At 35.2% G+C, this 23,643-nt stretch carries 22 protein-coding genes and 1 pseudogene; 6 read left to right on the top strand and 17 right to left on the bottom strand.

Annotation, left to right across the window (positions count from 1 at the left end; genetic code table 11):
- Positions 1-318: 318 nt before the first annotated feature.
- Positions 319-981 carry a bacillithiol biosynthesis deacetylase BshB2 gene (gene bshB2, locus NST14_RS17215; protein ID WP_000439477.1) on the bottom strand — a complete coding sequence of 221 codons (663 nt, stop codon included), beginning with the start codon at positions 979-981 and terminating at the stop codon, positions 319-321.
- Positions 982-996: 15 nt separating this feature from the next.
- Positions 997-1,347 carry a YojF family protein gene (locus tag NST14_RS17220; protein WP_000407043.1) on the bottom strand — a complete coding sequence of 117 codons (351 nt, stop codon included), beginning with the start codon at positions 1,345-1,347 and terminating at the stop codon, positions 997-999.
- Between the two features lie 709 nt (positions 1,348-2,056).
- Between NST14_RS17220 and NST14_RS17225 the strand changes: the two genes are divergently transcribed.
- Positions 2,057-3,382 carry an ArsB/NhaD family transporter gene (locus tag NST14_RS17225; RefSeq protein WP_074540713.1) on the top strand — a complete coding sequence of 442 codons (1,326 nt, stop codon included), beginning with the start codon at positions 2,057-2,059 and terminating at the stop codon, positions 3,380-3,382.
- Between the two features lie 151 nt (positions 3,383-3,533).
- Here NST14_RS17225 and NST14_RS17230 read toward each other — a convergent pair whose 3' ends face one another.
- The 5 genes and pseudogenes from NST14_RS17230 to NST14_RS17250 all read right to left on the bottom strand — a co-directional run bounded on the left by NST14_RS17230 (position 3,534) and on the right by NST14_RS17250 (position 7,193).
- Positions 3,534-3,761, bottom strand: a complete 228-nt coding sequence (locus NST14_RS17230) for a hypothetical protein (protein ID WP_001047302.1) — start codon at positions 3,759-3,761, stop codon at positions 3,534-3,536.
- Between the two features lie 99 nt (positions 3,762-3,860).
- Positions 3,861-3,950: pseudogene (locus NST14_RS17235) on the bottom strand (GNAT family N-acetyltransferase); the annotation flags it as partial.
- Positions 3,951-4,211: 261 nt separating this feature from the next.
- Complete coding sequence (locus NST14_RS17240) at positions 4,212-5,120, bottom strand: iron-hydroxamate ABC transporter substrate-binding protein (RefSeq protein WP_098946524.1); 909 nt, start codon at positions 5,118-5,120, stop codon at positions 4,212-4,214.
- Between the two features lie 21 nt (positions 5,121-5,141).
- On the bottom strand, positions 5,142-6,158 hold the full coding sequence (locus NST14_RS17245) for a FecCD family ABC transporter permease (RefSeq protein WP_095842778.1): 1,017 nt from the start codon (positions 6,156-6,158) through the stop codon (positions 5,142-5,144).
- Entirely contained in the window at positions 6,159-7,193 is a 1,035-nt protein-coding gene (locus NST14_RS17250) for a FecCD family ABC transporter permease (RefSeq protein ID WP_000902677.1), read from the bottom strand.
- Positions 7,194-7,468: 275 nt separating this feature from the next.
- Between NST14_RS17250 and NST14_RS17255 the strand changes: the two genes are divergently transcribed.
- Positions 7,469-8,233 carry a DUF817 domain-containing protein gene (locus tag NST14_RS17255; RefSeq protein ID WP_000965758.1) on the top strand — a complete coding sequence of 255 codons (765 nt, stop codon included), beginning with the start codon at positions 7,469-7,471 and terminating at the stop codon, positions 8,231-8,233.
- A gap of 124 nt (positions 8,234-8,357) precedes the next feature.
- On the opposite strand, the gene NST14_RS17260 is transcribed toward NST14_RS17255, so the two are convergent.
- Both NST14_RS17260 and NST14_RS17265 read right to left on the bottom strand, forming a co-directional pair.
- Positions 8,358-9,395 carry a DUF4003 domain-containing protein gene (locus NST14_RS17260; RefSeq protein WP_002170191.1) on the bottom strand — a complete coding sequence of 346 codons (1,038 nt, stop codon included), beginning with the start codon at positions 9,393-9,395 and terminating at the stop codon, positions 8,358-8,360.
- A 210-nt stretch (positions 9,396-9,605) separates the two neighbouring features.
- Entirely contained in the window at positions 9,606-10,082 is a 477-nt protein-coding gene (locus tag NST14_RS17265; protein ID WP_001997933.1) for a DinB family protein, read from the bottom strand.
- A gap of 171 nt (positions 10,083-10,253) precedes the next feature.
- Between NST14_RS17265 and NST14_RS17270 the strand changes: the two genes are divergently transcribed.
- A complete protein-coding gene (locus NST14_RS17270) occupies positions 10,254-10,745 on the top strand; it encodes a DinB family protein (protein ID WP_229142848.1) in 492 nt (163 codons plus the stop codon).
- A 97-nt stretch (positions 10,746-10,842) separates the two neighbouring features.
- Here NST14_RS17270 and NST14_RS17275 read toward each other — a convergent pair whose 3' ends face one another.
- The 3 genes from NST14_RS17275 to NST14_RS17285 all read right to left on the bottom strand — a co-directional run bounded on the left by NST14_RS17275 (position 10,843) and on the right by NST14_RS17285 (position 13,034).
- Positions 10,843-11,319, bottom strand: coding sequence for a DUF2690 domain-containing protein (locus NST14_RS17275; RefSeq protein ID WP_000771165.1), 477 nt, complete (start codon positions 11,317-11,319; stop codon positions 10,843-10,845).
- Positions 11,320-11,336: 17 nt separating this feature from the next.
- Positions 11,337-11,849: a YjfA family protein gene (locus tag NST14_RS17280; protein ID WP_000473749.1), complete on the bottom strand. Its 513-nt coding sequence runs from the start codon at positions 11,847-11,849 to the stop codon at positions 11,337-11,339.
- Positions 11,850-12,140: 291 nt separating this feature from the next.
- Positions 12,141-13,034, bottom strand: coding sequence for a LysR family transcriptional regulator (locus NST14_RS17285; RefSeq protein WP_000403862.1), 894 nt, complete (start codon positions 13,032-13,034; stop codon positions 12,141-12,143).
- A gap of 122 nt (positions 13,035-13,156) precedes the next feature.
- Between NST14_RS17285 and NST14_RS17290 the strand changes: the two genes are divergently transcribed.
- Positions 13,157-14,122, top strand: a complete 966-nt coding sequence (locus NST14_RS17290) for a quinone oxidoreductase family protein (protein ID WP_000645255.1) — start codon at positions 13,157-13,159, stop codon at positions 14,120-14,122.
- A gap of 221 nt (positions 14,123-14,343) precedes the next feature.
- Here the strand turns inward: NST14_RS17290 and NST14_RS17295 are convergent, their stop codons facing one another.
- From NST14_RS17295 to NST14_RS17310, 4 genes are all read right to left on the bottom strand, one after another.
- Entirely contained in the window at positions 14,344-15,126 is a 783-nt protein-coding gene (locus tag NST14_RS17295) for a putative protein N(5)-glutamine methyltransferase (protein ID WP_229142849.1), read from the bottom strand.
- 278 nt (positions 15,127-15,404) lie between these two features.
- The gene (locus tag NST14_RS17300) at positions 15,405-16,109 is read right to left on the bottom strand and encodes a histidine phosphatase family protein (RefSeq protein WP_098487405.1); all 705 of its coding nucleotides are present in this window, start codon (positions 16,107-16,109) and stop codon (positions 15,405-15,407) included.
- Between the two features lie 162 nt (positions 16,110-16,271).
- The gene (locus NST14_RS17305; RefSeq protein WP_000256495.1) at positions 16,272-16,796 is read right to left on the bottom strand and encodes a GNAT family N-acetyltransferase; all 525 of its coding nucleotides are present in this window, start codon (positions 16,794-16,796) and stop codon (positions 16,272-16,274) included.
- A gap of 6 nt (positions 16,797-16,802) precedes the next feature.
- Positions 16,803-18,704, bottom strand: a complete 1,902-nt coding sequence (locus NST14_RS17310) for an endonuclease MutS2 (RefSeq protein WP_061535664.1) — start codon at positions 18,702-18,704, stop codon at positions 16,803-16,805.
- A 536-nt stretch (positions 18,705-19,240) separates the two neighbouring features.
- On the opposite strand from NST14_RS17310, the gene NST14_RS17315 reads away from it, so the two are divergent.
- Positions 19,241-20,032 carry an arylamine N-acetyltransferase family protein gene (locus tag NST14_RS17315; RefSeq protein WP_103141371.1) on the top strand — a complete coding sequence of 264 codons (792 nt, stop codon included), beginning with the start codon at positions 19,241-19,243 and terminating at the stop codon, positions 20,030-20,032.
- 116 nt (positions 20,033-20,148) lie between these two features.
- Positions 20,149-21,936, top strand: a complete 1,788-nt coding sequence (pepF, locus tag NST14_RS17320) for an oligoendopeptidase F (RefSeq protein ID WP_229142850.1) — start codon at positions 20,149-20,151, stop codon at positions 21,934-21,936.
- Positions 21,937-21,971: 35 nt separating this feature from the next.
- Here the strand turns inward: pepF and NST14_RS17325 are convergent, their stop codons facing one another.
- A complete protein-coding gene (locus tag NST14_RS17325; protein ID WP_000915179.1) occupies positions 21,972-23,105 on the bottom strand; it encodes a serine hydrolase domain-containing protein in 1,134 nt (377 codons plus the stop codon).
- Positions 23,106-23,643 lie beyond the last annotated feature (538 nt).

Consider the following 23,643-nt stretch of genomic DNA (forward strand, 5'->3'; position numbering starts at 1 on the left):
TAACAAGGGCTCTAGCCTTAAGTTGTCTTTTCTTTATAAAAAATAGCCTGCCTATTTCTGTAGGCGGGCTATATCTTTATTACACCATACAAAAAGTATACTCTCTTCTCCACTCGAACTTTATGTAATAATACAGATTCCAAATAATGATAAAAGCAACAAACTTTCTTATAACATCCTCATTCTAGTAAGAAAGTAGCTAAAGCTGTCCTATCTTTAGAAAGGGATGATGCTAATATTGTTAATAGCACAAAAAAGCACCGTCACAAATGACGGTGCTTTTTCTATGTAAGAGCTACTAGAAGATACCCTTCTAGTCTACTCCCATTTATAAGTCCAAAATTGTTCCAGTTGCAGCCATTTTAATGTTGCTGCATCTTTGTTTTTGATTTTTACATGCGTTTCTTCAAGCATCGCTTCTGTTTGCGAACGGTGCGCACCTAGTGCAGCTAATTTATGCTCGAATACTTCACTAATATTATTTACAACATCCGGCTCACCTAGTACAGCTTCGCGATTTTTCGTAATCGCAACCGCATGAATAACTGGACGTTCTTCTTTTGACATACGTGATACGGCGCGAACGACAGCGCGGCCAAATGCATCATGATCTGGATGTACGCCGTGCTCTGGATAAAATGTAATAATTCGAGATGGATTTACTTCTTGAATGATCGCTTCAATTTTATCTGCTACGAAATCAACATCTTCAAATTCTAACGTTTTATCATGGAAACCAAGCATTCTTAAGTCTTGAATCCCCATCGCTTCACATGCATCTTTCAATTCTTTTTTACGGATATTCGGAATCGTTTCACGGTTAGCAAATACGTTCTTACCCATGTTACGTCCCATTTGTCCTAGCGTACCGCACGCATACGTTACAGGTACTCCTTGATCTGTTAATAAGCGAATTGTTCCTCCCGCCGCAAATGCTTCATCATCTGGATGCGGAAATACAACAAGTACATGTCTCTCCATAAGTTTCCCTCCTTCTTACTTAAATGGCGTTAAGCTTAACTCAAGCGCTACTGCTAAGCGGCCTTGGTTATCGTGCCCTGCAAGTAATAAACGCTCTTTATCGTCTACTTCCCAGTGCGTAATACCTTCTGCATATACCCAGCCGTGATCCATCTTTAAACCAACTCGGTATGGGTTTGTTCCAGTTATTTTCCCGCGCTCAAAGCGAATCATTGCATTTCGAATGAATGCTCCAACTGTCATCATCTTTTCATTAAAGTGTGACGCGTACGCTCCGTTCGTCGTTTCTAAATGAATATATACATCTTTATTTACAAAACGTTCAATTTCATTTTGAATAAGAGAACTATCTTTTACTATTTCCATCGGAATTCACCTCTTTAAACCATTTTACGCAAAAATAATGTAAATTGCTATCTCTATATTAGAGGACAACGCCCACTTTTCCTAATAATTTGCACTGTGTTTCTTCATTTTTTTATATCATATTTGACACTCCCACGGCTAAAGCCGCAAGCTGACTAACGTCAATGGGATTCTTGCTACCAAAGGCGACGTCTATTTCTAGTATCGCTGACGTGCAAGATTGCGGTGTGCCATCACCACTCCGTATCCAGTGCATCTAGCAGATACGGCACTCGTTCTATTACCAAACGAGTCAGATTGTGAGTTCTCAAATGTGTTTTAGCGTCTTGTACTTGACGACTCAATACATTTTACGGAGTAGAAGAATTTGTTACTCCAACCTCATATGTATTCTGTTTTCAGAGAACAAGATTGTTTTAGAGACTTTTACTTGTCTGTTATGAAAATTATACCATTTCAAATACTTGATGTACAGAACATACTTTCGGTATTTTATCTGTACATCGCATTTGACCTCACTATCATCCACCCCTAAAGGGGGTACTATCGCACCGTAGTGGGCTTTCCTATTCGGAAAATCTGTAAAATCATCATTTTTTCCTTCACTTTGTTAAATAGTTTTCTTTCTTTTTTGAATTTGCTACAATATAAATTATGCAGAAGGATGCATGTTTACAATTGAATACATACTTTAAAGAAGGTGACATGATTGGAACAATCAGCACATGAAGTAGCAAATTGGCAATATTATTTTGCAATTGCCGTATTTTTAGTCACGTACGGATTTATTATTTCTGAGAAATTGAATCGTGCTGTAATTGCACTATTCGGTGCTGCTATTATGATTATTTTTGGAATTGTAGATTTACATACCGCTTTCACATCACATATTCAATGGGAAACAATCACCCTTTTAATTGGGATGATGATTCTCGTACATATTACGAGTCAATCAGGCGTCTTTGAATTTGTGGCCATTAAAGCAGCGAAGGCAGCTGGTGGAAAACCAATCCGCATTTTATTATTGCTATCCCTATTAACTGCTGTCGGATCTGCATTTTTGGACAATGTAACGACTGTCTTATTAATCGTACCTGTTACACTATCTATTACACGTATTTTAAAAGTAAATCCTGTTCCTTATTTGATTTCAGAAGTATTATTTTCAAATATAGGCGGAACAGCAACATTAATCGGTGACCCACCTAATATTATGATTGGATCAGCAAATAAGCATTTAGACTTTAATGCCTTTTTACTTAACTTAGCTCCTATCGTAATTATTATTTCTATCGTGACACTTGGCATTATTTACTTTATGTATCGCAATAAACTAAAAACAACAACTGAGCAAATCGAAAAACTTATGGTATTAAATGAAAAAGATTATATTAAAGATCAAAGCCTCCTTTTAAAATCGATCACAATTTTGGGACTAACTATTTTAGGGTTTATCCTTCATTCTGTTATTCATGTAGACGCTGCGGTTGTCGCGATGACAGGCGCTACACTTCTTATGTTAATCGGTGTGAAAGAACATGATATTGAAGATGTATTTGCCCACGTTGAATGGGTAACTATTTTCTTCTTCGCTGGACTATTTGTTCTCGTTGGCGGGTTAATTGATATCGGACTTATTTCTTCACTCGCAAAAGAAGTACTCGACGTAACGAATGGTGATATCGGATTCGCAGCTATACTTATTTTATGGGTATCTGGCATCGCATCTGCAACAATTGACAATATCCCATTTGTCGCAACGATGATACCACTTATTCAAGACTTAGCTACAGGGCTCGGACTATCTGTCGATTCTCCGCAAATCGAAGTACTATGGTGGGCATTATCACTTGGAGCTTGCTTAGGAGGAAACGGAACGTTAATCGGAGCGTCAGCAAACGTAGTCGTTGCTGGTATTGCTAAACGTGAAGGACATGCTTTCTCTTATATGGACTTCTTAAAAATTGGTTTGCCGTTAACAATCATTGCATTACTATTATCACATACTTATATATATTTACGTTATTTAATGTAAAAGTTGTATTGCATGAAATTATATCGACGATTTTTAAAATATATCAACGATTTTCTAAGTATATCGACGATTCGACAGAGAATATCGACTTACCGACAAATAACGACAACGAAAAAAGGTATGCAGCGCTAAACTGCATACCTTTTTTCTTTCACCAAAATATACCGATAATTGCTAAACCACCTAAAATCATACCACCAATTTGTCCAACGATTGCTGGCGATAATTGGACACCTTTCCTCACTTCAACAACCGGTCTTTCGTGCCTTAGTTGCTGCACTTCGCTTTGCAATTGATGTACACTTCCGTGCAATTCTTTAATTAACTCCTTTAATTCAGCGACCTCTTCATTTACTGGTTTTGCTTTTTCTAAATTCATCTCACATAGCTCCTTATCAATGCAATCAGTACACTGTAAAAATTCGCCAATTATTATTATATCTCCTGCATACTACATATATAATTTCGAATATACTTTCTAACCTTGTAGCTCTATCCATTCATCCCGCAATATCTCCATAATCATACGGTCAAAACACTTCCCATCTCTTTGAACTGCTTCTCTCATAGCTGTTAATTTAATCGTTTTATGTTGATAAGATTCATCGTCATTTCAAACTCCCCCTTTTTTAATAACGGGGATACTTATTTTAGCCTATTTATCCCCTTGTTCCATAAACTGCTTTATAAACGGGATACTTACAATAAGCGCTGACATTGGCACATCTCCTCTACACGAAATTAACTTCATTGTATAATTTTTCGTTTATTCTAACAATAATAAAAAGCCCTCCAAATTTAGAGGGCCTTCCCTAATAGCAAAACTATATTATTTCGTAAACATTTTCTCCGCTTCATCCATTGCCATTTTGTTTCCTAAAGCAGAATAGTCAAGCCATGGTTGGTCATTGATAATGTATACGTGCTTGCCTTTAACTGCTTTTAAGTCTTTCCAGATTGGTGTTTCTTGAAGTTGTTTAAATGCAGCTTTTGCTTTATCGTCTCTGTTTACAACAACGAAAATAGCATCTGCATCAAAGTCAGGTAATACTTCTTGTGAAATGACTTCGAAAGGACGGTTTCCATCGATTTTCTCTACACCATTTGCAGGTTGTAATCCTAAGTCTTGGAATAAAATTGGTCCCATCGGTCTTTTCGTACTAAATACACGTAATTCTTTGGCAGTAACGCGAATTGCCATTACTTTTTCGTTATTACCTAGCTCTTTATCTATTAAACCTTTTACTCGTTTTGATTGCTCTTCGTAATCTTGAATATATTGATCCGCTTCTTTCTCACGGTTTACAAGTTTACCAACTTGTTTTAAATGGTCTCTCCACGTACCTTCATCTAAATTGAAAGTATGCGTTTTTGCAATTTTTTCGTATTTCGCTACATCTTTACCCGCGTATTTTTCATCCACATAAATGTCAGTAGGCTTTAATTGAAGTAATGCTTCCATATTCGGATCAGTTACAACACCCAGTTTCTTCGTATCTTTCAGTTGTTCTTTTGCGTGTGGTAAGAAATCTTTTAAATCTCCACCAATTACAGAACCTAGTGGTGTAATTCCTAATGCAAGTAAATTATTCGTTAAATGAATAGACATTGAAGCAATTTTTGGGTCATTACTTTTTTCCGTTTTTTTCGTTGCCTCTTCATTAGATTTCGTTTGACCACATGCTGCTAATACTAAAATACACATGATGCTAAATAAAATAGTAAGTTTCTTTTTCATATGTTCTCCTCTTTGAAGTATTTATTTTGTTTTTGTAAGTAAATAAAGAAAATACGGTGCTCCTAATGCGGCCACTACTACACCAGCTGGAATAGAATTTGGCTCAAATATAGAACGACCTATCGTATCTGCTAGTACTAAAATAATCATTCCGATAATACCAGCCAGTGGAAGGAAATGTTGATAGGTAGTACCTACTAACTTTCTGGCGATATGCGGAGCAACTAAACCGATAAAACCAATCCCTCCTGCCATCGATACACTCCCGCAAGATAATCCAACCGCTGTAGCTAAAAGTAGTAACCGTTCTTTTTGAACAGAAACACCAAGCCCCGCTGCCACACTATCACCTAGTGACAATGCATTTAACGTTTTAGATTTTAACCATGCATACGGGGTAAGTATGAAAATCCAAGGTAATAATGCTAGGACATGAATCCAATCCCTTCCCCACACGTTACCAACTAGCCATCTAGAAGCGAATGTATACGTCTCATCATTTAACTTGAGAGAGAAAAATAACGAAATTGCACTAAAGCCAGCTGAAACAGCAATACCAACGAGAATAAGTCTAATGGGAAGTAAGCCTTTTGACCGATCACTCGCAAGTAAAATAATAAGAAATGCAGCTAATACTCCTCCGCCAAATGTAAATAACGGTATTAATATCGATGCATTCTCATTAATAGAGTGAAAGAAAGTAACGAATATAATTAGCCCGAAAGATGCACCTGAATGCAATCCAAGAATACCAGGATCGGCCAACGCATTCCTTGATAACCCTTGCAAAATCGCACCGGAAATCCCAAGGCCAATACCAGCTAACATTGTGATTATAATTCTTGGCATACGATAATCGTATAGCACGGTTGCACTCTCAAAATCACCATGACCGAAAAGCGTTTGAATTACTTTGAGCGGTGCAATGCTAAGTGTCCCCGTATTTAAGCTAAGCAAAATGACAGCGATACCAATACAACCAAATATTGTAGTTACAATAACGGCTCTCGTTTTATCTGTGTTTAAAATCTTCTTCACTTACAACTCCCTCCCAACTTTACGTGCTATATAGAGGAAGAACGGAACTCCAACAAGAGCCACCATAATTCCTATTGCAAGTTCTTTAGGAGGATTTACTGTTCTTGCCCCTAAGTCAGCTACAACTAATAACATGGCTCCTAAAAATGCTGACATAGGAATAATGAGGCGATAATTAACACCAACTAATTTTCTAGCAATATGCGGGATAACTAGTCCTACAAATCCAATAGAGCCAACAGCTGAAACAGATACACCTGCAAGAATGACTACTATAATCATCCCTAGTATTCTCGTTCGGTTCGTTTTTACTCCTAAATTCGTAGCGACATCATCCCCCATTGATATGAGTGAAATAGACCGCCCTAAAATTGTCGCAAAAACAATTGTTATGAGAATAATAGGAACTAAAAATTTTAAGTGTTCCCACTTAACCCCTGCAACACCACCAGCGTACCAAAAAGCTAAATCTTGACTTAAGTCATAATAAATCGCGACACCTGAACTTAACGAATGTAAAAGCGCAGCCATAACTGCCCCAGCGATCGTTAATCTCATCGGTGTTAATCCGCCTGATGTTGCTGATCCGATAATAAAAATAAGCACTGTACTTAAGACCGCTCCAATAAAGGAGACAATCATTAAATAGGAATACGGCATATGCGGGAAAAAGGCAAAACTAAGTGCTACTACAAACATCGCACCTGCATTTATACCCAGCACACCTGCATCCGCTAAAGGATTTCGTGTTACTCCTTGCATAACAGCTCCAGCCACTGCAAAAGCGGCTCCTACAATTGCTGCACCAATTACCCTGGGGAGCCTTAATTCATAAATAATTTGGTGCTGCGTTAATTTCGGGTTATAATCAAAAACCGCTGTCCATACGGTTTGCAAATGGATATCCTTTGCACCAAATGCAACAGCTAAAAATATAGAGCCAATTAAACATACAATTGTTAAGCTCATGAAACATATGAACTTAATATGTAGCCAGCGATTATTGCCAGCATATACAGCAGGCTTATGTAACATGTTTCATTTCATCCTTTATATTCAGTTGTTTTTTATAATTATTTTTTATTTGTAATTATTATCGATAATAATTATCATTTTCATTTAGATATTATATCGCCACTTTTTTTAAATAGCAAACTATTTTTTCACTTCGCTAAATATTAAAATACTTATTACAATTCCCTTCCAAAACTTACAAATACACGCAAAATAGACTACTAGCTTATTTTTAAAAGTGTAGTATACTTAATCATTATTTTGAGTTTTCAAATAAAAATATCTAAGGTGATACAATGTTATATATAAAACAACTACTCTATTTTACCTATGAACAAGCATTATCCTGCTTATTCCCAGTCGTTATTTTCTTAACACTAGCCCTTTCAAAAATCGTTTCGATCCCAGGGTTATACCGCTACGATTTCATACTCATCGTATGCCTTCTTATGCAGTGGGTTATGTACAAGACTGGCCTTGAGACGAAAGACGAATTAAAAGTCATTACTGTCTTCCACCTTATCGGCCTTTTACTAGAAATATATAAAGTTCATTTCGGTTCATGGAGTTATCCGGAAGAGGCATATTCAAAGGTTTTTGGAGTTCCACTTTACAGCGGCTTTATGTATGCAAGTGTTGCAAGTTACATATGCCAAGCGTGGAGAAGACTACATTTACAAATGTATCATTGGCCGAAAGCTATTTTTGTAATACCTCTAGGAGCAATGATTTACTTCAATTTTTTCACACATCATTTTCTATACGATTTTAGATGGTTCTTAACGTTACTTCTATTCATCGTTTTCTTTCGAACATTTGTGGAATTTTCATTACGAGGCGTTACATATAAAATGCCGCTCGTTCTCTCCTTTTTTCTTATCGGATTCTTTATTTGGATTGCAGAAAACATCGCAACATTTTTCGGTGCATGGCAATATCCAAACCAACGGGAAGCTTGGAATCTCGTTCACTTAAGTAAAATCAGCTCATGGTTTTTACTCGTTGTTATTAGCATTATGATTGTTACACAACTCAAACATTTGAAGCAGTTGAAAAGATAATACTGATTATATAAAAATAGTTAGCCCATCACTCATTAGAGGGTGATGGGCTTTTTTTAGTAATATTTTTTAAACCATCCTTATCAAAGGAGTTATAATTTACAATAGCATAAGCAGTTGCACATTATGAACTACTACTAGCTGAAGATGTTGCTGCAGATGAAGCGGCAATCGTTGCCATCATAGCTGCTTGTTGTGCTTGGATAAGGACTTCTATCATAGTTTGTAAACCTGTGTTAGTAGCTTTACTTTCCTCACCTTTCTGACTTACGAACAGTTGAATAGCAATAAGAATATTCGTATCTGTATGCCAACGGAATAATTTCTCTCCCTGCAATTTTTCAATCAACGCTTTAATAGAATGAATCTCTTTTTCTCCATCCTCAAGTAACGCTAATAGCCCGATTGCTGGGTAATGCATCTGTTTCACTTTTACCTTTTCTTGCTTTAACAAATTCCATATGTTTGTGCATGTTGCAACTAATATTTCTTCCCTGACATCCTTCTTTAGTGAAAGAATATGGCTTAGAAATTGGAGGTCATTCCCTTTGCGCAAGCCAGCTTTTGCTAGTTTCTGATAAAGACGCTCCACTCGGTCCATAAGTGTTTCTACATGCTCTGATTGTCCTGCTAATAAAACGGAGAGCGGATAATCATTTGTACCTGTTAGGAAAAGATGATCCTCTTTCATACGTTTATATACTTGCATTGAACGCTGAATGTGCGTGCCATGATGCTCATTATCTTCTGTTAAAAGCACAGCTGCTGCAAGATAAGTAAATATACTGCGGCTAAAGCCACCAGCGACCAATTGTTCATATAAGTCTAAAAACTCTCGAAAAGCTTTCTTATAATCTGTAAAGTGAATATCTAATGTTGCGGCCACTACAAAGCGATGATAAGACTTTAAGTATGAAAACATCCCTACCTCATTCTTAATATAACTACTAATTTCTAAAAAACGTCCGAGATCAAGCAATTTATCACTACTTGCATACATAGCAGCAATCATCATTCCTGTTCGAGAATCACTCGTTTTCCATTTTAGTTCTCCCTTTAACTGTGCATATGTATGTGTATATTGCTCCAGCTTTTGTTCTAATGTAATCATAGTATTCACCCCTATTTCTAGTTCCTCTCTATTATTATACGCATATTCCATATTTAGGAATACTATAATTAATAATCCATCATAAAAATAATAATTTATTTATCCTTATATATTGTTTTTCAGTCCTTCTTCATCAGCATCACGATGATAATCCCTAATCCTTCAAGAAGTTATACAAAAAAGGTAGATAATAATTTATCTACCTTTTTTGTATATATTATTTAACATTACACTTGTATTGCTTGTTATATGCAATTAAGACTAAAGAGCTTTAATAATACGTTCCATCGCCTTCATTTGCCCAATATGATCAGCTTCATGATAAAGCATCATACCGTAAAGTTCCCCTACTGTTTCCAATCCTAGGAACGGCTCTGGCAGTTTATTTTCAAATGCTTCTGCTGGAATTTCTTTAATACGTTTTGCTTGTTCTTTTAATTGAACCGTTAACACTTCTAACGATGGTCCTGCTGTTGTCCATTTAGATGGTCTTGATCCATATCCAAACATACCTGGATATTCTGTTGGTAATTGTTTGAATTCTTTTCCAAACATGAAAACTTCTGCTGCCGTTAACACATGACCGATATGCCAGCGAATTGTATTGTTAAAACCCTTTGGCTGCGTATCTGCAGTTTTATCATCTAGCGTCTCCATAAATGTAAGTAACGCACCGCGCGTTATTTCAAATTGTTTTAAGCCAACTAGTCTATTCATTTTATCGTTCCCCTTCTTCATGTACCATTTATTATGAACTAAGAATGTTCAACTTATTAAAGTTTTACCTTGTTTAATCTATCAGAAACAAATAAGAAATACATCTAATATGCTTATTAAAAATAATAAAAAGGTTCACTCCTCGTAAATATAGAATTACTTACTAAGTAAATAAAGGAGGAGTGTACTTGCATGTTACACATTTTAAAACAACAATATAATCTTATTAGCTCTACAAGAGAAACTCTATTTTCGTTTTTGGAAGAAATTCCACTAGAAAAATTACATAGCACAATTCCGAATTTCGGGAGCGGTAGCATTATAAAGACACATATTCATGTAGCCGATTGCTACCGATACTGGCTTGGATCATTCGCATTCAAGCAAAAACGGGCAGATTTTTCATTTGCTAGCGATTATGAAATTGAGCATGCAGATGTCACGAAAGTCCGTGCTAGATTTAAGTTAGTAGATGAAACTGTACAACGCTTTTTAGATGAATACAATGACCGATGGCTCGACAATATAGCAAATGAAGTAAAATGGCAAAAAGAATCTTGGAGTACAACGCCGCTATGGCTTTTAACTCATACGGAGACGCATGAGTTTCACCATAAAGGACAAATTGTATCTATGGCTAGACACCTTGGATATGTTCCTCCTGATACAGACCTGATTAGTTGATATCAAAAAGCTTAGGATGAATACAAATCGAGCATGTTTTGAAAACCAATCAAAACATGCTCTTAAAATATTCTACCTTACAATCTCCATATCCTCATCAATACCAAATAGTCTCGGCATAATTATAAGCATCACTATTTGGTATAGCATGTTTCCCTTGTGCTTGTGCCTTTCTTGGATCTAAATCATATACCATTGGTGTATAGCATGATGTTTGCCCTTTATTTACAACACCATTTCCTCCAGCACTTCCGCAAGTATATGCCTTTCCATCTGTTTTTCTAACAATTCTTGCATCAGCTTCGTTATTATAAACTGCCAGGCGAGTTATAGTAACTTTTGCCCATGCTGTTTTACACGTCGTGCTAAATTTTAATTCCACATAAGAATTTGAATCAATCCACTTCTTCTCTTTCGTTACTGCTGATTGATCACAGCTATTATAATAAGGACTTTTCCCATCATATGAGTGGTCTTCTGCGTATGCTTTATCGCTATTAGTCGTACTAAACATATTAGTTACAACGAGTAAAGATAACAATAAACATGCACTCACCTTTTTTAATAGCTTCATATAATTTCACTCCTTTATTAATAACGTGCTGTTTTCCCGTAACCGTTATTAAACGTAACTGCTTCAGCATCTGCTGTGTATCCGAAATCAGCAGTTAAATCAAATACCATTCCTGTATAAGTACTCGTTTGACCAGTTTTAATTGTGCCATTTCCTTGATTGGAAGTGACTGATTTTTGAAACACACCATTTTTGTATTTATTCACAACAGCGTATGCATACACTCCTCCTGAAACAGCTGGTGCTGGTTGATCTAAAACAAACTTAGCCCAAGCTGCATGACATTTATTACTGTAACGTAAATACACTGTCCCTACTTTTTTACTACCTTCGTATACCGCTGTAGACTTTGCATTAAATCCATCTGCATCACACGTTGTACTTCCCCCGTATACTTTCGTTGTTGCTGGATTTTTCCCGTCATAATAACTACTCAGATCGGTAGCTGCAAATGTACTTCCTTGAAAACTAAATAATACCCCTACACTCGCTACACTTAACACACATACTTTCATTAACTTTTTAAACATTGTAAATCTCCTCCCTCAAAATAAGTACGTATATCTATCCCCTATGTACGCCCCTCCTTTCATGCTGCCTAGAGGCATCTTACAGAAACGAATAAAAGTTGTAAATTCCCTTACGATTATTGGAATATACGAAGAAATTTACTTACCCTTGTAAGAAAAAAAGTTGAGAAATACACATTTGAAAACATCCTTTATTTAAAACATAAAGAACCGATACTCGTTTCATGCAAGCATCGATTCTCAATACAAAATTACCATTTCTTCTTTTATAGAAAATAAATATTTCTCCACTTAATCCGTTATAAAAAACTCCCTCGTCACATCAATAAATTGCTGCAGTGACACTGTCATCCATTTATCTTTATGCCAAGCAATTTGTGTGAAAATTGGATTGATAGTATTTTCTAGATGTAACTCTTTTATCGTCCCCTCTCGTATATCTTTTTCTACTACTATCGCCGGTAAAACGGCTATACCTAAATCTGCAATAACACATTGTTTTATTGCCTCTACACTAACAAACTCAATCTTATTTGCTGGATATATATCTTTCGCACGAAATAACTCCTCAAATAAAGTCCGATATGAGCACCCTAGTTCTGTTAATAAAAGTGTTTCCGTCTCTAAATCTTTTATCGAAACAGAAGTTTGCTGGAGTAAATGATGCCCTGGAGCAGCTACTACTTTTAATTCTTCTTTCATAAGCGGCTCAACATGTAAAGCATCTTCTGTTTTACATTCATCCAAAATAAATGCAAGATCGACTTTTCCTTCCATCAATTGTTCCTTCGCATCTTTATTGGAATGTGCGGGTTTAAATATAAGTTTTATTTGAGGAAATTGTGCTTTAAATCTCTTTAATATAGAAGGAAGTCTATATGTACATTGGCTTTCTTGCGCACCAATCGTTAACGTACCAGCTATTTCTTCATCATCTTTCACAGCCGTCTTCGCTTCGTTACTAAGTGCGATTATCTTGTCCGCGTATAGTTGAAACTTTCTTCCTGCTTCGGTTAAGAAAAGACGTTTCCCTAATCTTTCAAATAACGGCGTACCTAGCTCAGTTTCTAACGTTTTAATTTGCGCCGTTACGCTTGATTGAGCAAAGTTTAATTTCTTCGCAGTTTGGGTAAAGTTCAAAGTGTCCGCGGCGATTTTAAAGGTAATTAATTGTTTTATCTCCATTTATCATCCCTCTTTTCAATCGGAATTCCCGATTGATTTCATCGAAATAATCCTCTTTGTCTATTGATATTTGTATTGTATGATAAAGAGCATCGACAAACAATATAATGGAGGTATTCCATATGAAAGCACTTTGTTTCGAACAGTTTGGAAGTCCAGATGTACTACAATATAAAGAAATACATGATCCAATCATAAATCCAAATGAAATTCTTCTCCGTACAAAAGCAATTGGATTAAACTTTGCTGATATTTACAGACGCCGCGGTGATTATCATCTTGCTGGCAATCCACCTTATATATTAGGTTATGAAGGGGCTGGTATTGTTGAAGAGGTAGGAGCTAACGTTACAAATATCAATCCTGGAGACCGTATTGCATTTGCTGATGTTCCATTTGCAAATGCAGAATTAGTTGCCGTTCCATCAGAAAAAGCAATCCCGCTTCCAGATTCAATTTCTTTTGAAACAGCCGCTTCTGTCTTATTACAAGGCTTAACAGCACATTATTTAACGAAAGATAGCTATCAAATAAAACAAAGTGATATAGCTTTAGTGCACGCTGCAGCTGGCGGTGTTGGGCAACTTCTTATTCAAATGATTAAACTGCTAGGCGGAAAAGTAATCGGCCTAACTTCATCAAACGAAAAAGGAAAAGTAGCCACATTAGCTGGTGCCGATCACATATTTTTATATACGGAATCATGGGCTACGAAAGTACTTGAAATAACAAATGGTACCGGGGTAAATGTTGTATATGAATCAGTAGGCTCTACACTTGAGGAAAGTTTTAACGCTACTAAAGTTGGTGGTACTGTTGTATTTTTCGGAATGGCTGGCGGTAATCCTGCTCCCGTTGATCCGCGTATGCTTATGGATACTTCAAAAACTTTAACTGGCGGAGACCTTTGGAACGTGCTTACTACTTTTGAAGAACGAAAAAAACGCTCTACTCAATTATTTGATTGGATCGCTACTGGAAAATTAAACATTGCAAGTCCTACTACATTCTCTTTACAAGACGGTGCCCGTGCTCATAAATTATTAGAGAGCAGAAAAAGTACAGGGAAGATTTTATTGATTCCATAATTCACAAAATGAAAAGGAATCTAGGTTAAGTTTTATGAAAACCTATAGTAAAAAAAGTTGATAAATGAAAGGACATAACTAATACGTTATGTCCTTTCTTCTTCAAATCGCTCGGATAATTTTCGATCTCTTTTCTCAATTAAAAGCATATGTTTTTTATTTGTATATCGCTAGGAAATTATCATTTTATTTATGAATAAGGCTATACATACCCATTTAAATTAAAAACTAGCTTTCGAACCTATAACAACAGTAGCATCTAATTCCTCATCTCGAGCCACTTTCGTGGTAAGCCCAGCACCAGCAAAGATTTCAAAGGTCTGATTTGCCTGCATTTCGCTCGTCTCTATTAAAAGATGACCTCCAGGTGCTAGCCAGAGAAATGCTTCTTTCGCTACTCTTCGCTGAATGTCAAGTCCATCCTCTCCCCCATCAAGCGCCACCTTTGGTTCATATAGGCGAGCTTCCTGTGGGAGCAGTTTTATTGCATCAGTAGGAACATAAGGTGCGTTTGCAAGTATGGTCTTCACGTTGCCTTTAAGTGAATGAGGCAACGATTTATACAAATCACCTTCAAAAACATGGCCACCGAAACTCGTTACATTGCGGCTTGCACATCGTACCGCAATAGGGTCAATATCAACACAATATAATTCAACTCTTCCTAAAGCTGCCGCTAGAGCTGCACCGACAGCACCTGAACCACAACAGAGATCAACGACAATATCACCAAAACATGACAGCGCTTCTGCTTGGTGAACAAGAAACTCGGTTCGTTGACGAGGCACAAAAACACCCCGCTCCACTTCTATCCGCATCCCACAAAATTTTGCGTATCCAACAACATATTCAAGTGGTAAACCATCGGCTCGCATTTCCACCATTCTCTTGAGGTCCTCTGGAGTTTGGGCTACTGAAATAAGTAACCTGGTCTCTTCTTCTGCGAAAACACACCCCGCGCTCTGAAGCCTGTTAATTATACATTTTTCTGTTTTATTGTCCAAAAAGGAATTACATTCTTTTCCTATTTACCTCACCACTTTTCTTATTTATAACCCTGTATTCGCTAAAAATTGGATGTATCCTTTTTAACAAAGTGGTCCTATTCAAAAAAATACGCCCTTATTCAATTAAATGACCCAATTGTTGAACAAAGAAACATTCTACACATTAAAAAACAAAATCATAATATAAAGATACAATATTTCAAATGATGCACTAAAAAATAAAAAGGAAGCTAGATTTTACTAACTCCCTTTTCTTATATCTATTTGAGATAGGATTATATTTTCACACTTTCTTTCCCTTTTGCAACATAGCTCATATCTCCAACTGACTCGACTGTATATGTTCCATCTTGATATAAAATCTTCGTCACACTAGCATTTTCCACTCCAAGTTTTGTTTTACTACTGTCTAGCATTTCTATTAAGGTAGTAATCAACAGCCCATGAACAACAACTAAAACGTTACCGCCGCCATCTTTAGCTACTTCTTCACTAATATTATCTATCTCTGCTTTTATACGAGTAGAAAATAATTCCCAATCTTCCGCCTGTTTCGTAGGATCTGCTGCTCTAATAAGATCAATAACTTCTTGAATAGAAAACTTCATAAGTTCTTCTGGTGATGCAACGCCTGCAGCTTTTCCAACCGCATCCCACATATTATCAAGTTTTTCACCTTCAAAAATACCAAAATTTAATTCTCGTAATTTTTTTCTTTGCTCAAGTTTCAATTTTGATTGCTCACTATATTTTAATACTAAATTAGCAGTTTCAATCGCGCGGCCGCTATCACTACTATACGCACTTGTAAAATGAATATCTTTTAATCCCGTTCCTAAATTAGAGGCAACTTCCACACCTTTTTCTACTAACGGAGAGTCTGCCCAACCTTGCGCGCGATGGTTCGTATTTAATATTGTTTTACCATGTCTTGTAACATATAACGTAACTACGTTGCTATCTGTTTCTCGATTCTTCATTCTTTTTTCTCTCCCTTTACATTTCTATCTCAATTTTAACACCTCAATTATTCATTGAGCAAAATATATGTAAGTAGCTTCGCTTAATAAAAAACGCTACCTTTCTGTATATCCATACCAAAAGATAGCGTCTTTTATGATTATATTTCTTAACCGATACTCCTACTCAGCAAATGCACTCGAATATTGTACAACTCCTTCTACACTTTCAAGAGCATTCTCTGTTAATTCCATTACCATAAACACTTCTTCAGGCACTTCAAATGGTGCTTTTATATTCCACTCACTGGCTTTCTTAAAACCAAATTTCGGATAGTACTCTGGATGTCCTAATACTACAACTGATCCGTATCCAAGTTCTTTCGCTTTTTCTAACGCAGCTACTATAAGCTTTCCACCAATTCCTTTTTTCTGATATCCCGTAGCAACTGATACTGGTGCAAGCGCTAATGAATCTACAGAAGCTCCATCTTGTTCTATCGTAATTTTAGATAACATAATATGACCGACTATTTCTTCATCTACTGCAACGATTGATAACTCTGGAATAAATGCGTCACACTCTCTAATACGTTTTACAAGTTCATGTTCCTTTTTATCACTAAATTCTTCATTTAAAAATGCTTGTTGTACAACTTCTTCCGTTTTTCTATAATCGGTTTGTCGTTCTTGTCTAATCGTTACCACTCTGGATTACCCTCTATTCTTTCTCATTTCTTTTTGAATTTTACGAAGTGCTTTTTTCGATCCCCGCTCAATATCATGTTGCATTTTTCTTTCTTTATAATCGACAAATAGCGTATTTAAATCGTATCCCTCTGGATATAATTCTTTTGCTGATACCTCTAAAGTAATACGTTTTACATTCACTTCAATGAATTCACCGTTATAATATACAACGACATTATAGAAGTTATCTTTTTCCTTATAGATGATACCAAAATCATCATGATCCAATAAATTTACACGGTCGCCAATTTTATACTCGTAATGATTTTCTCTTTTTTCTTGCAGGAATTTCGGCTTTCTAATTTTACTTTCATTCACTTTTTCTAAAGTATATTCTTTATTTTCCATGTACTCTTTCGCTCTTTTCAGTACACGTTCTCTTACGTTCATTTTATTTGCAATCCAAAGTGCATTACTTTCACCTGATTTACCGATCACTAATTTATAAAGCGGTTCTAGCGTCTCACTATTAAATTGCATGGCTGCGTTCATGAAATCATCGTGCATTTCTGAGAAGCGTTTAATTTCACCGTAATGCGTACTCGCAACTGTAATACATCCTGCAAGATAAAACTCCTCTAAAATAGAAATTGCAAGTGCTGCTCCTTCATTCGGTTCAGTCCCGCTTCCTATTTCATCAAATAATAGCAACGTATTATTATTTGACATCCTCATAATCTCAGATAAATTTTTCATATGTGATGAAAATGTACTTAGTGCATTTTCGATACTTTGATTATCACCAATATCTACAAATACATTTTCGAAAATAGCAATTTCTGTTTCTTTATCTCCGGCAATATGCAAACCTGACATTGTCGCTAATGTTAACAATCCAATCGTCTTTAACACAATTGTCTTCCCGCCCGCATTCGGCCCTGTAATAATTAAACTACGATAGTTTTGACCGATTTCAAAGTTTAATGGTACTACTTTTCCACTTAAAAGCGGATGCTTACAATTTACTAAATGAACGTAGCCATGATCATTTAACTTCGGCTCTATTCCATCAATCGATTTACTAAACTTCGCTTTCGCAAACACCATATCATACTGACTAATTAATTCCATATTAATTTTTATATGATATATATTTTCTACTACCATTCCTGATAAAGTCGCTAAAATTTGATATTCTTCCATCGCTTCTTCTGCTTTCAAACTTGCCAGTTCCGCATTTAACTTTGTAACCGTATGCGGTTCTATAAATACAGTAGAACCTTTAGCCGACGCTTCAACAATACTTCCGGCAACTTGATTTTTATAAGAAGATTTAATCGGAATCGTATAACGATCATCTTTTTTACTAATAAAGAACTCCTGAATATACTTCTTATTTGCACTGCTATTTAAAAACTTCGTTAAACGTTCTTTTATTTTCCCATCTACCGAATCCATGTTATTTCGAATTCGTTTTAACTCTTTACTAGCGGCAGAATCAATACTATTACCTTTTATTGAAAAATTAATTTCCTCTTCAATACTTTTAAATTCAGTCATTGAATTTGCATAAGAAGCTAATACTGGCGCAAAAAATTCTTTATCTAACATAAACTTTTTAATTTTTCTACATCCACGTAAAAAGTCTGAAACACTTACTAATTCTTCCGGATCTAAAATCATCCCTTTTTCTAATTTTTGAATTGTACTAGCAATATTTGAAATACCGAAAAAAGGCACATGCCCTTCTGCATCTAATATAGCTCGTGCTTCTGTCGTTTCATTTAATCGATTCCTTACTACTTTTATACTCGTACTCGGCTCTAATTTATTTATTAATTCTTTTCCTAATCCACTTACACAATAAGATTTCACTATATCCTTTAATTCGTTATATTGTAACTTTTCAAAAGTCATCGTATTCATTTTGTTTCTCCTCACTATGATTGATTTCTATCATAAATGAAGATACCTACTCATTAGATTCCAATGAGTTCTACATTATTCAATTACCCTTTTTAAACATTAAAAATATACACAAAAAAGCTGCGGGGATACCGCAGCTTTTACATTTACAAGGCATGAGTAATAACATATGGGGAAATAAACCATAAAAAACGGATGGCAATCCCCTTATTACACGCTTTATAAAGTATTGTAGGTATCTTCATAGGTATCGAAATAAATCCATGACAAAATTAGGGGTATGGTATACATAAAAATCCCCTGTTCTTATCCGATTTATTTCATTCAATTTTTCCTATTTAGTACCTACCGCACTCACAAAAAGCACCTCTCATTATTTTATATTATGGTCATTGAAATCTAATTTACTGAAATCATCATACTATATGTATAGCAAGAAGTAAAGGTGTCATACTTTAGTCGTACGCACATATGCAGATGTTTCCTCTTGCGATATTAGATACAATATATATAAATCGTTTAACGGAGGGGTTTCTATGACAGACTTTCAAAAACAATTTTTCGCACGATTACATATAGAAGAAAAAGACAAAGTTTCATTTGAAGATTTACCTAACATTATGTACGCGATGGCACAAACTGTCCCATTTGAAAACTTAAATGTTCTCGAAAAGAATTTTAAGAAAATATCAAAAGAAAATCTAAAAGAAAAAATTTTAGTAAACAATCGTGGTGGTCTTTGTTATGAACTCAATCCTACTATGTATCACTTCCTTAAAGACGCTGGATTCGATGTTCATCTCGTTTCAGGAACAGTGTATAACGCTGCAAATTCTATATGGGCTGTTGATTCTGGCCATATCGCAACCGTTTTAACACATCATAATGAGCTTTATTTAATTGAAGTTGGATTCGGATCATACTTACCACTTGCACCTGTTCCTTTCTCAGGTGAAGTCATTCACTCCGTTACAGGAGATTATCGTATTCGTAAAGAAATGACCGAAAAAGGAAACTACATGTTAGAGATGCGTAAAAACAATGAGTTTTTGGATCAATCTTCTACTGATGATTGGACGTTAGGCTATGCATTTTATATAGAAGAAGTGGATGAAGAAAAAGCAAATGCAGCACAAAAAATTATCGTTGAACATGAGTGCTCACCATTTAACAAAGTACCTCTTATTGTAAAACTAACTGAAGATGGGCATGCTTCTTTAACGAAGGATAGTCTAACAATAGCGAAAAACGGTAAAAAAATGAAAGAAAAAGTTACAGATGTGCAATATAAAAATCTTTTACATTCAAAATTCGGAATTACATTATAATTTGTTTAGCCTTGCCTTTTAGCAAGGCTTTTTAATTTTCAGCAGGGATTTTTTGCAATTTGTTGTATTTCATAGTTATATAGAAATATAACTACATATTTAGAAAGGAAATGATTATGACAGAACTTAAAGATCGACTACAAGTAGATGATAAAGAAAAATGGGATTTAACGGATATTTACGATACCATTGAAGATTTGGAAAGTGATTTTCATAAAATTGAAGTATTAACGAAAGAACTACAAGAGTTTAATGGAAATATTCACGATGGCAATAGTTTATTAGCCTATTTAACAAAGAGTGAAGAAATTTCTAGCATCATATCTTTACTATTCGCTTATGCACGATTACAATCTGATCTTGATACACGCGATACTGACGCCCAATCTCTTGTCGATAAAGTATCACAATTACACGTGAAAGTAAGTGCGGCTAAATCTTTCTTTTCCCCATTCTTACTTAGCGTAGATGAAAACACATTACACACTTACATAGAAGAAGCTGAAGGCTTACAATATTATAAAGAAGATTTATTTGAATTATACCGTTATAAAAAACACGTATTGAATAAGGACCAAGAAGAGATTTTATCACAAATGGGCGAAGCACTCTCCTCTCCGCAACATACATATGGCATGCTAAATAATGCAGATATACTATTTGGTGAAGTGACTACTAATGATGGAGAAAAAGTTACTTTAACACGAGGAATGTATGCAAAGTTAATAGAAGATGAGAACCGCGAAAAACGTAAAGAAGCCTATAAAGCTTATTACAAACCATACGTTCAATTAAAGAATTCTATCGCTTCTACTTTATCTGCAGCTATTAAAAATAATGTTACTGTTTCTAAGCTAAGAAAATATCCATCAGCGTTAGAGAAATCATTATTTGGCGACATGGTTCCGAAAGAAGTATATGAAAATTTAATTGAAACGACGAAAAAAAACATTCAATCTTTACATACATATAATGAACTTCGAAAAAAGAAATTAAATGTCGATGAACTAAGACAATATGACTTAAGTGTCGATTTAGTAAAAGGTGTAAAACAAGATATTCCATACGATAACGCGTTTGACATCATGATTGAATCACTAGCTCCTTTAGGTGAAGAATATATTGAAACATTAAAAAGCTTTAAAGATAAACGTTATATTGACGTAAGAGAAACGCCAGGAAAACGTTCCGGTGCTTATAACTTTGGTGTATACGGCGTTCATCCATTCATTCTTTTAAATCATCACGATGATTTAAATAGCCTTTTCACCCTTACTCACGAATGTGGGCATGGCATGCATACGCACTACTCACACGGATATCAACCAAGAATTTCTGCACACTATACTATTTTCGTCGCAGAAGTCGCTTCTACAGTAAATGAAGTGCTATTAATTCATCATTTATTAAAAGAAGCAAAAGATGCTAACGTGCGTAACCATTTAGTAAACCATTTCATTGAGAAATTTAAAGGCACTTTCTTTACACAAATCATGTTCGCTGAATTTGAAAAAATCACGCATGAAATGGCACAGCAAGGTAAACCATTAAATGCCCAAACCTTTAGCGAGGTTTACGAAAACTTGTTTAGAGAATATAATGGCGACTCCCTCGTATTTGACGAAGAAGTAAAATACGGATGGGCTAGAATACCGCATTTCTACCGTCCATTTTACGTATACAAATACGCAACTGGATTCGCTTCTGCAATCCAAATTGCTGATAAATTATTAAGCGGCGATCCAAATGCACAGAAAAACTATCTCGAATTCCTTAAAGGTGGAAGTTCAGATTATCCATTAAATCTACTGAAAAAAGCTGGCGTTGATTTAACTACGCCAGAACCGATTGAAAGTGCATTAAATCGTTTTAGTGAACTTGTTGAAGAGTTTTCAACTTTATAAAAAAGAAGAGCCTCTCGCTAGAGGCTCTTTCTCTTTCATGCTCCCTTTCCTTCTATTAAATCACTCGCCATTTTCCTAAACTCTTGATTAAATGCATCATTCATACCATTTTGGACGTTAGAGAACAATATGACAAACGTTCTTTTATCCCAGTTAAAATTATTAAAAGTATTCCACCCTGCTAATACCCCGTGGTTATGATAATAATCTGGATACGTGTAGAAACTAAATCCATATTTTCTTGCAGGTGATGCAGTAAACATATCTAATACACTTTGTTTAGATAACAGTTTTCCATTCATAATAGCTTCATCTAGCCTTTTCATATCTTCAACAGTCGTATACATTTCACCACATCCATACAACCAGTTCATTTTTAAGCGGGGTGCGGCTATTAATTCATTATCTTTTCTCGTATAACCTTCTGCTAAAAAAATATCTTCTGGGAGAGTTGCCCCCATTCCAGATTCATGCATTTCAACAGGATTGAAAATATTTTCTTTCACGTATTCAGCGAGCGGTTTATTCGTAATTTTTTCTACAATATACGCAAGCACCATATAATTATAGTCTGTATATTTCCATCCTGTCCCTGCAGGAAATTGTAACGCTTGCGAACCAATCCACGTTACTAACTTTAAACGTGACGCCGCATCCACCCTACCTTTTCCTTGATCTGGTAACCCTGATGTGTGCGTTAATAAATTTCGTAACGTAATATTTTTATCTGCCGGAAACGATGGAATATACTTATTTACATTGTCTTCAATATTTAATTTCCCTTTTTCTTTTAGTTGCATAATAGATATTGCAACGACCGTTTTCGTAATAGAACCAATACGATATTTCGTTCTTGGCGTTGTTACTACTTTATCTTTCACATTCGCATATCCATAACCTTTTCGTAAAATCACATGATCTTTACTAGCTACAAGAACGCTCCCATTAAATCCTTTATCTTTTAAATATTGATCTAGTTTTCCAGCTACAGCTTCATAGCGTTTTTTCTCAGTTGCATCAACTTCTTGCATATCGTCCTTTTGCTTACTATTTACATTAGAAAATGCCTTTATATCATATTTCTTACCTTTATTTGCATGTATTAGTGCAACGACACTCCCACAAAAAATAGCAAAAATAAAGAAAACGATTAACCATTTCTTTAACATAATAGGAACCCTCTTTTATATAGTTTCACTTAACGTACATCCATTCTATTCTATATCTATTAATTTTTAAATTTTTTATAATACTACCTATTATTCACCTAAATGAACTAGATTCCTTTTTCTCATATTCAGTTTTCGACTACTCTCTATTGTATTTCTTTCTCGCAAAATTTCCACCATACAATCGGATGCACCCTACTATAATTTCAACATCTTATGTAACATTTGTTACACAAGATAAGAAACGGAGTTGTTAAGATGAAAAAACACAGATAGAAACAATCGTTTAGATGATATGACGTTTCATTATCCTACAATAAAATATAGTTATAATTTAATATTAAGTAAAATAGATTACAACTTTAAAAGGAAATGATACTAAAAATTTTCAAACAAAATAAATCATGTAAATAACGATAAAGAAAAACAAATCATTATAGCTAAAATTACAGGCAATGAACTTCATTGAAAATGAATCTCATTTATACTTTGATTATACAACAAATAAAAAAAGAAATGTCGCTCACTCGGCATTTCT

This window comes from Bacillus sp. FSL W8-0519, assembly GCF_038005585.1.
In the GTDB taxonomy this organism is placed as follows: domain Bacteria; phylum Bacillota; class Bacilli; order Bacillales; family Bacillaceae_G; genus Bacillus_A; species Bacillus_A paranthracis.

Excerpts from the sequence above, each read along its gene's own strand:
- bshB2 (WP_000439477.1), bottom strand. The coding sequence starts at position 981 with ATGGAGAGACATGTACTTGTTGTATTTCCGCATCCAGATGATGAAGCA.
- NST14_RS17220 (WP_000407043.1), bottom strand. The coding sequence starts at position 1,347 with ATGGAAATAGTAAAAGATAGTTCTCTTATTCAAAATGAAATTGAACGT.
- NST14_RS17230 (WP_001047302.1), bottom strand. The coding sequence starts at position 3,761 with ATGAATTTAGAAAAAGCAAAACCAGTAAATGAAGAGGTCGCTGAATTA.
- NST14_RS17240 (WP_098946524.1), bottom strand. The coding sequence starts at position 5,120 with ATGAAAAAGAAACTTACTATTTTATTTAGCATCATGTGTATTTTAGTA.
- NST14_RS17250 (WP_000902677.1), bottom strand. The coding sequence starts at position 7,193 with ATGTTACATAAGCCTGCTGTATATGCTGGCAATAATCGCTGGCTACAT.
- NST14_RS17255 (WP_000965758.1), top strand. The coding sequence starts at position 7,469 with ATGTTATATATAAAACAACTACTCTATTTTACCTATGAACAAGCATTA.
- NST14_RS17260 (WP_002170191.1), bottom strand. The coding sequence starts at position 9,395 with ATGGAATATGCGTATAATAATAGAGAGGAACTAGAAATAGGGGTGAAT.
- NST14_RS17265 (WP_001997933.1), bottom strand. The coding sequence starts at position 10,082 with ATGAAGAAGGGGAACGATAAAATGAATAGACTAGTTGGCTTAAAACAA.
- NST14_RS17270 (WP_229142848.1), top strand. The coding sequence starts at position 10,254 with ATGTTACACATTTTAAAACAACAATATAATCTTATTAGCTCTACAAGA.
- NST14_RS17275 (WP_000771165.1), bottom strand. The coding sequence starts at position 11,319 with ATGAAGCTATTAAAAAAGGTGAGTGCATGTTTATTGTTATCTTTACTC.
- NST14_RS17280 (WP_000473749.1), bottom strand. The coding sequence starts at position 11,849 with ATGTTTAAAAAGTTAATGAAAGTATGTGTGTTAAGTGTAGCGAGTGTA.
- NST14_RS17285 (WP_000403862.1), bottom strand. The coding sequence starts at position 13,034 with ATGGAGATAAAACAATTAATTACCTTTAAAATCGCCGCGGACACTTTG.
- NST14_RS17290 (WP_000645255.1), top strand. The coding sequence starts at position 13,157 with ATGAAAGCACTTTGTTTCGAACAGTTTGGAAGTCCAGATGTACTACAA.
- NST14_RS17300 (WP_098487405.1), bottom strand. The coding sequence starts at position 16,109 with ATGAAGAATCGAGAAACAGATAGCAACGTAGTTACGTTATATGTTACA.
- NST14_RS17310 (WP_061535664.1), bottom strand. The coding sequence starts at position 18,704 with ATGAATACGATGACTTTTGAAAAGTTACAATATAACGAATTAAAGGAT.
- NST14_RS17315 (WP_103141371.1), top strand. The coding sequence starts at position 19,241 with ATGACAGACTTTCAAAAACAATTTTTCGCACGATTACATATAGAAGAA.
- pepF (WP_229142850.1), top strand. The coding sequence starts at position 20,149 with ATGACAGAACTTAAAGATCGACTACAAGTAGATGATAAAGAAAAATGG.
- NST14_RS17325 (WP_000915179.1), bottom strand. The coding sequence starts at position 23,105 with ATGTTAAAGAAATGGTTAATCGTTTTCTTTATTTTTGCTATTTTTTGT.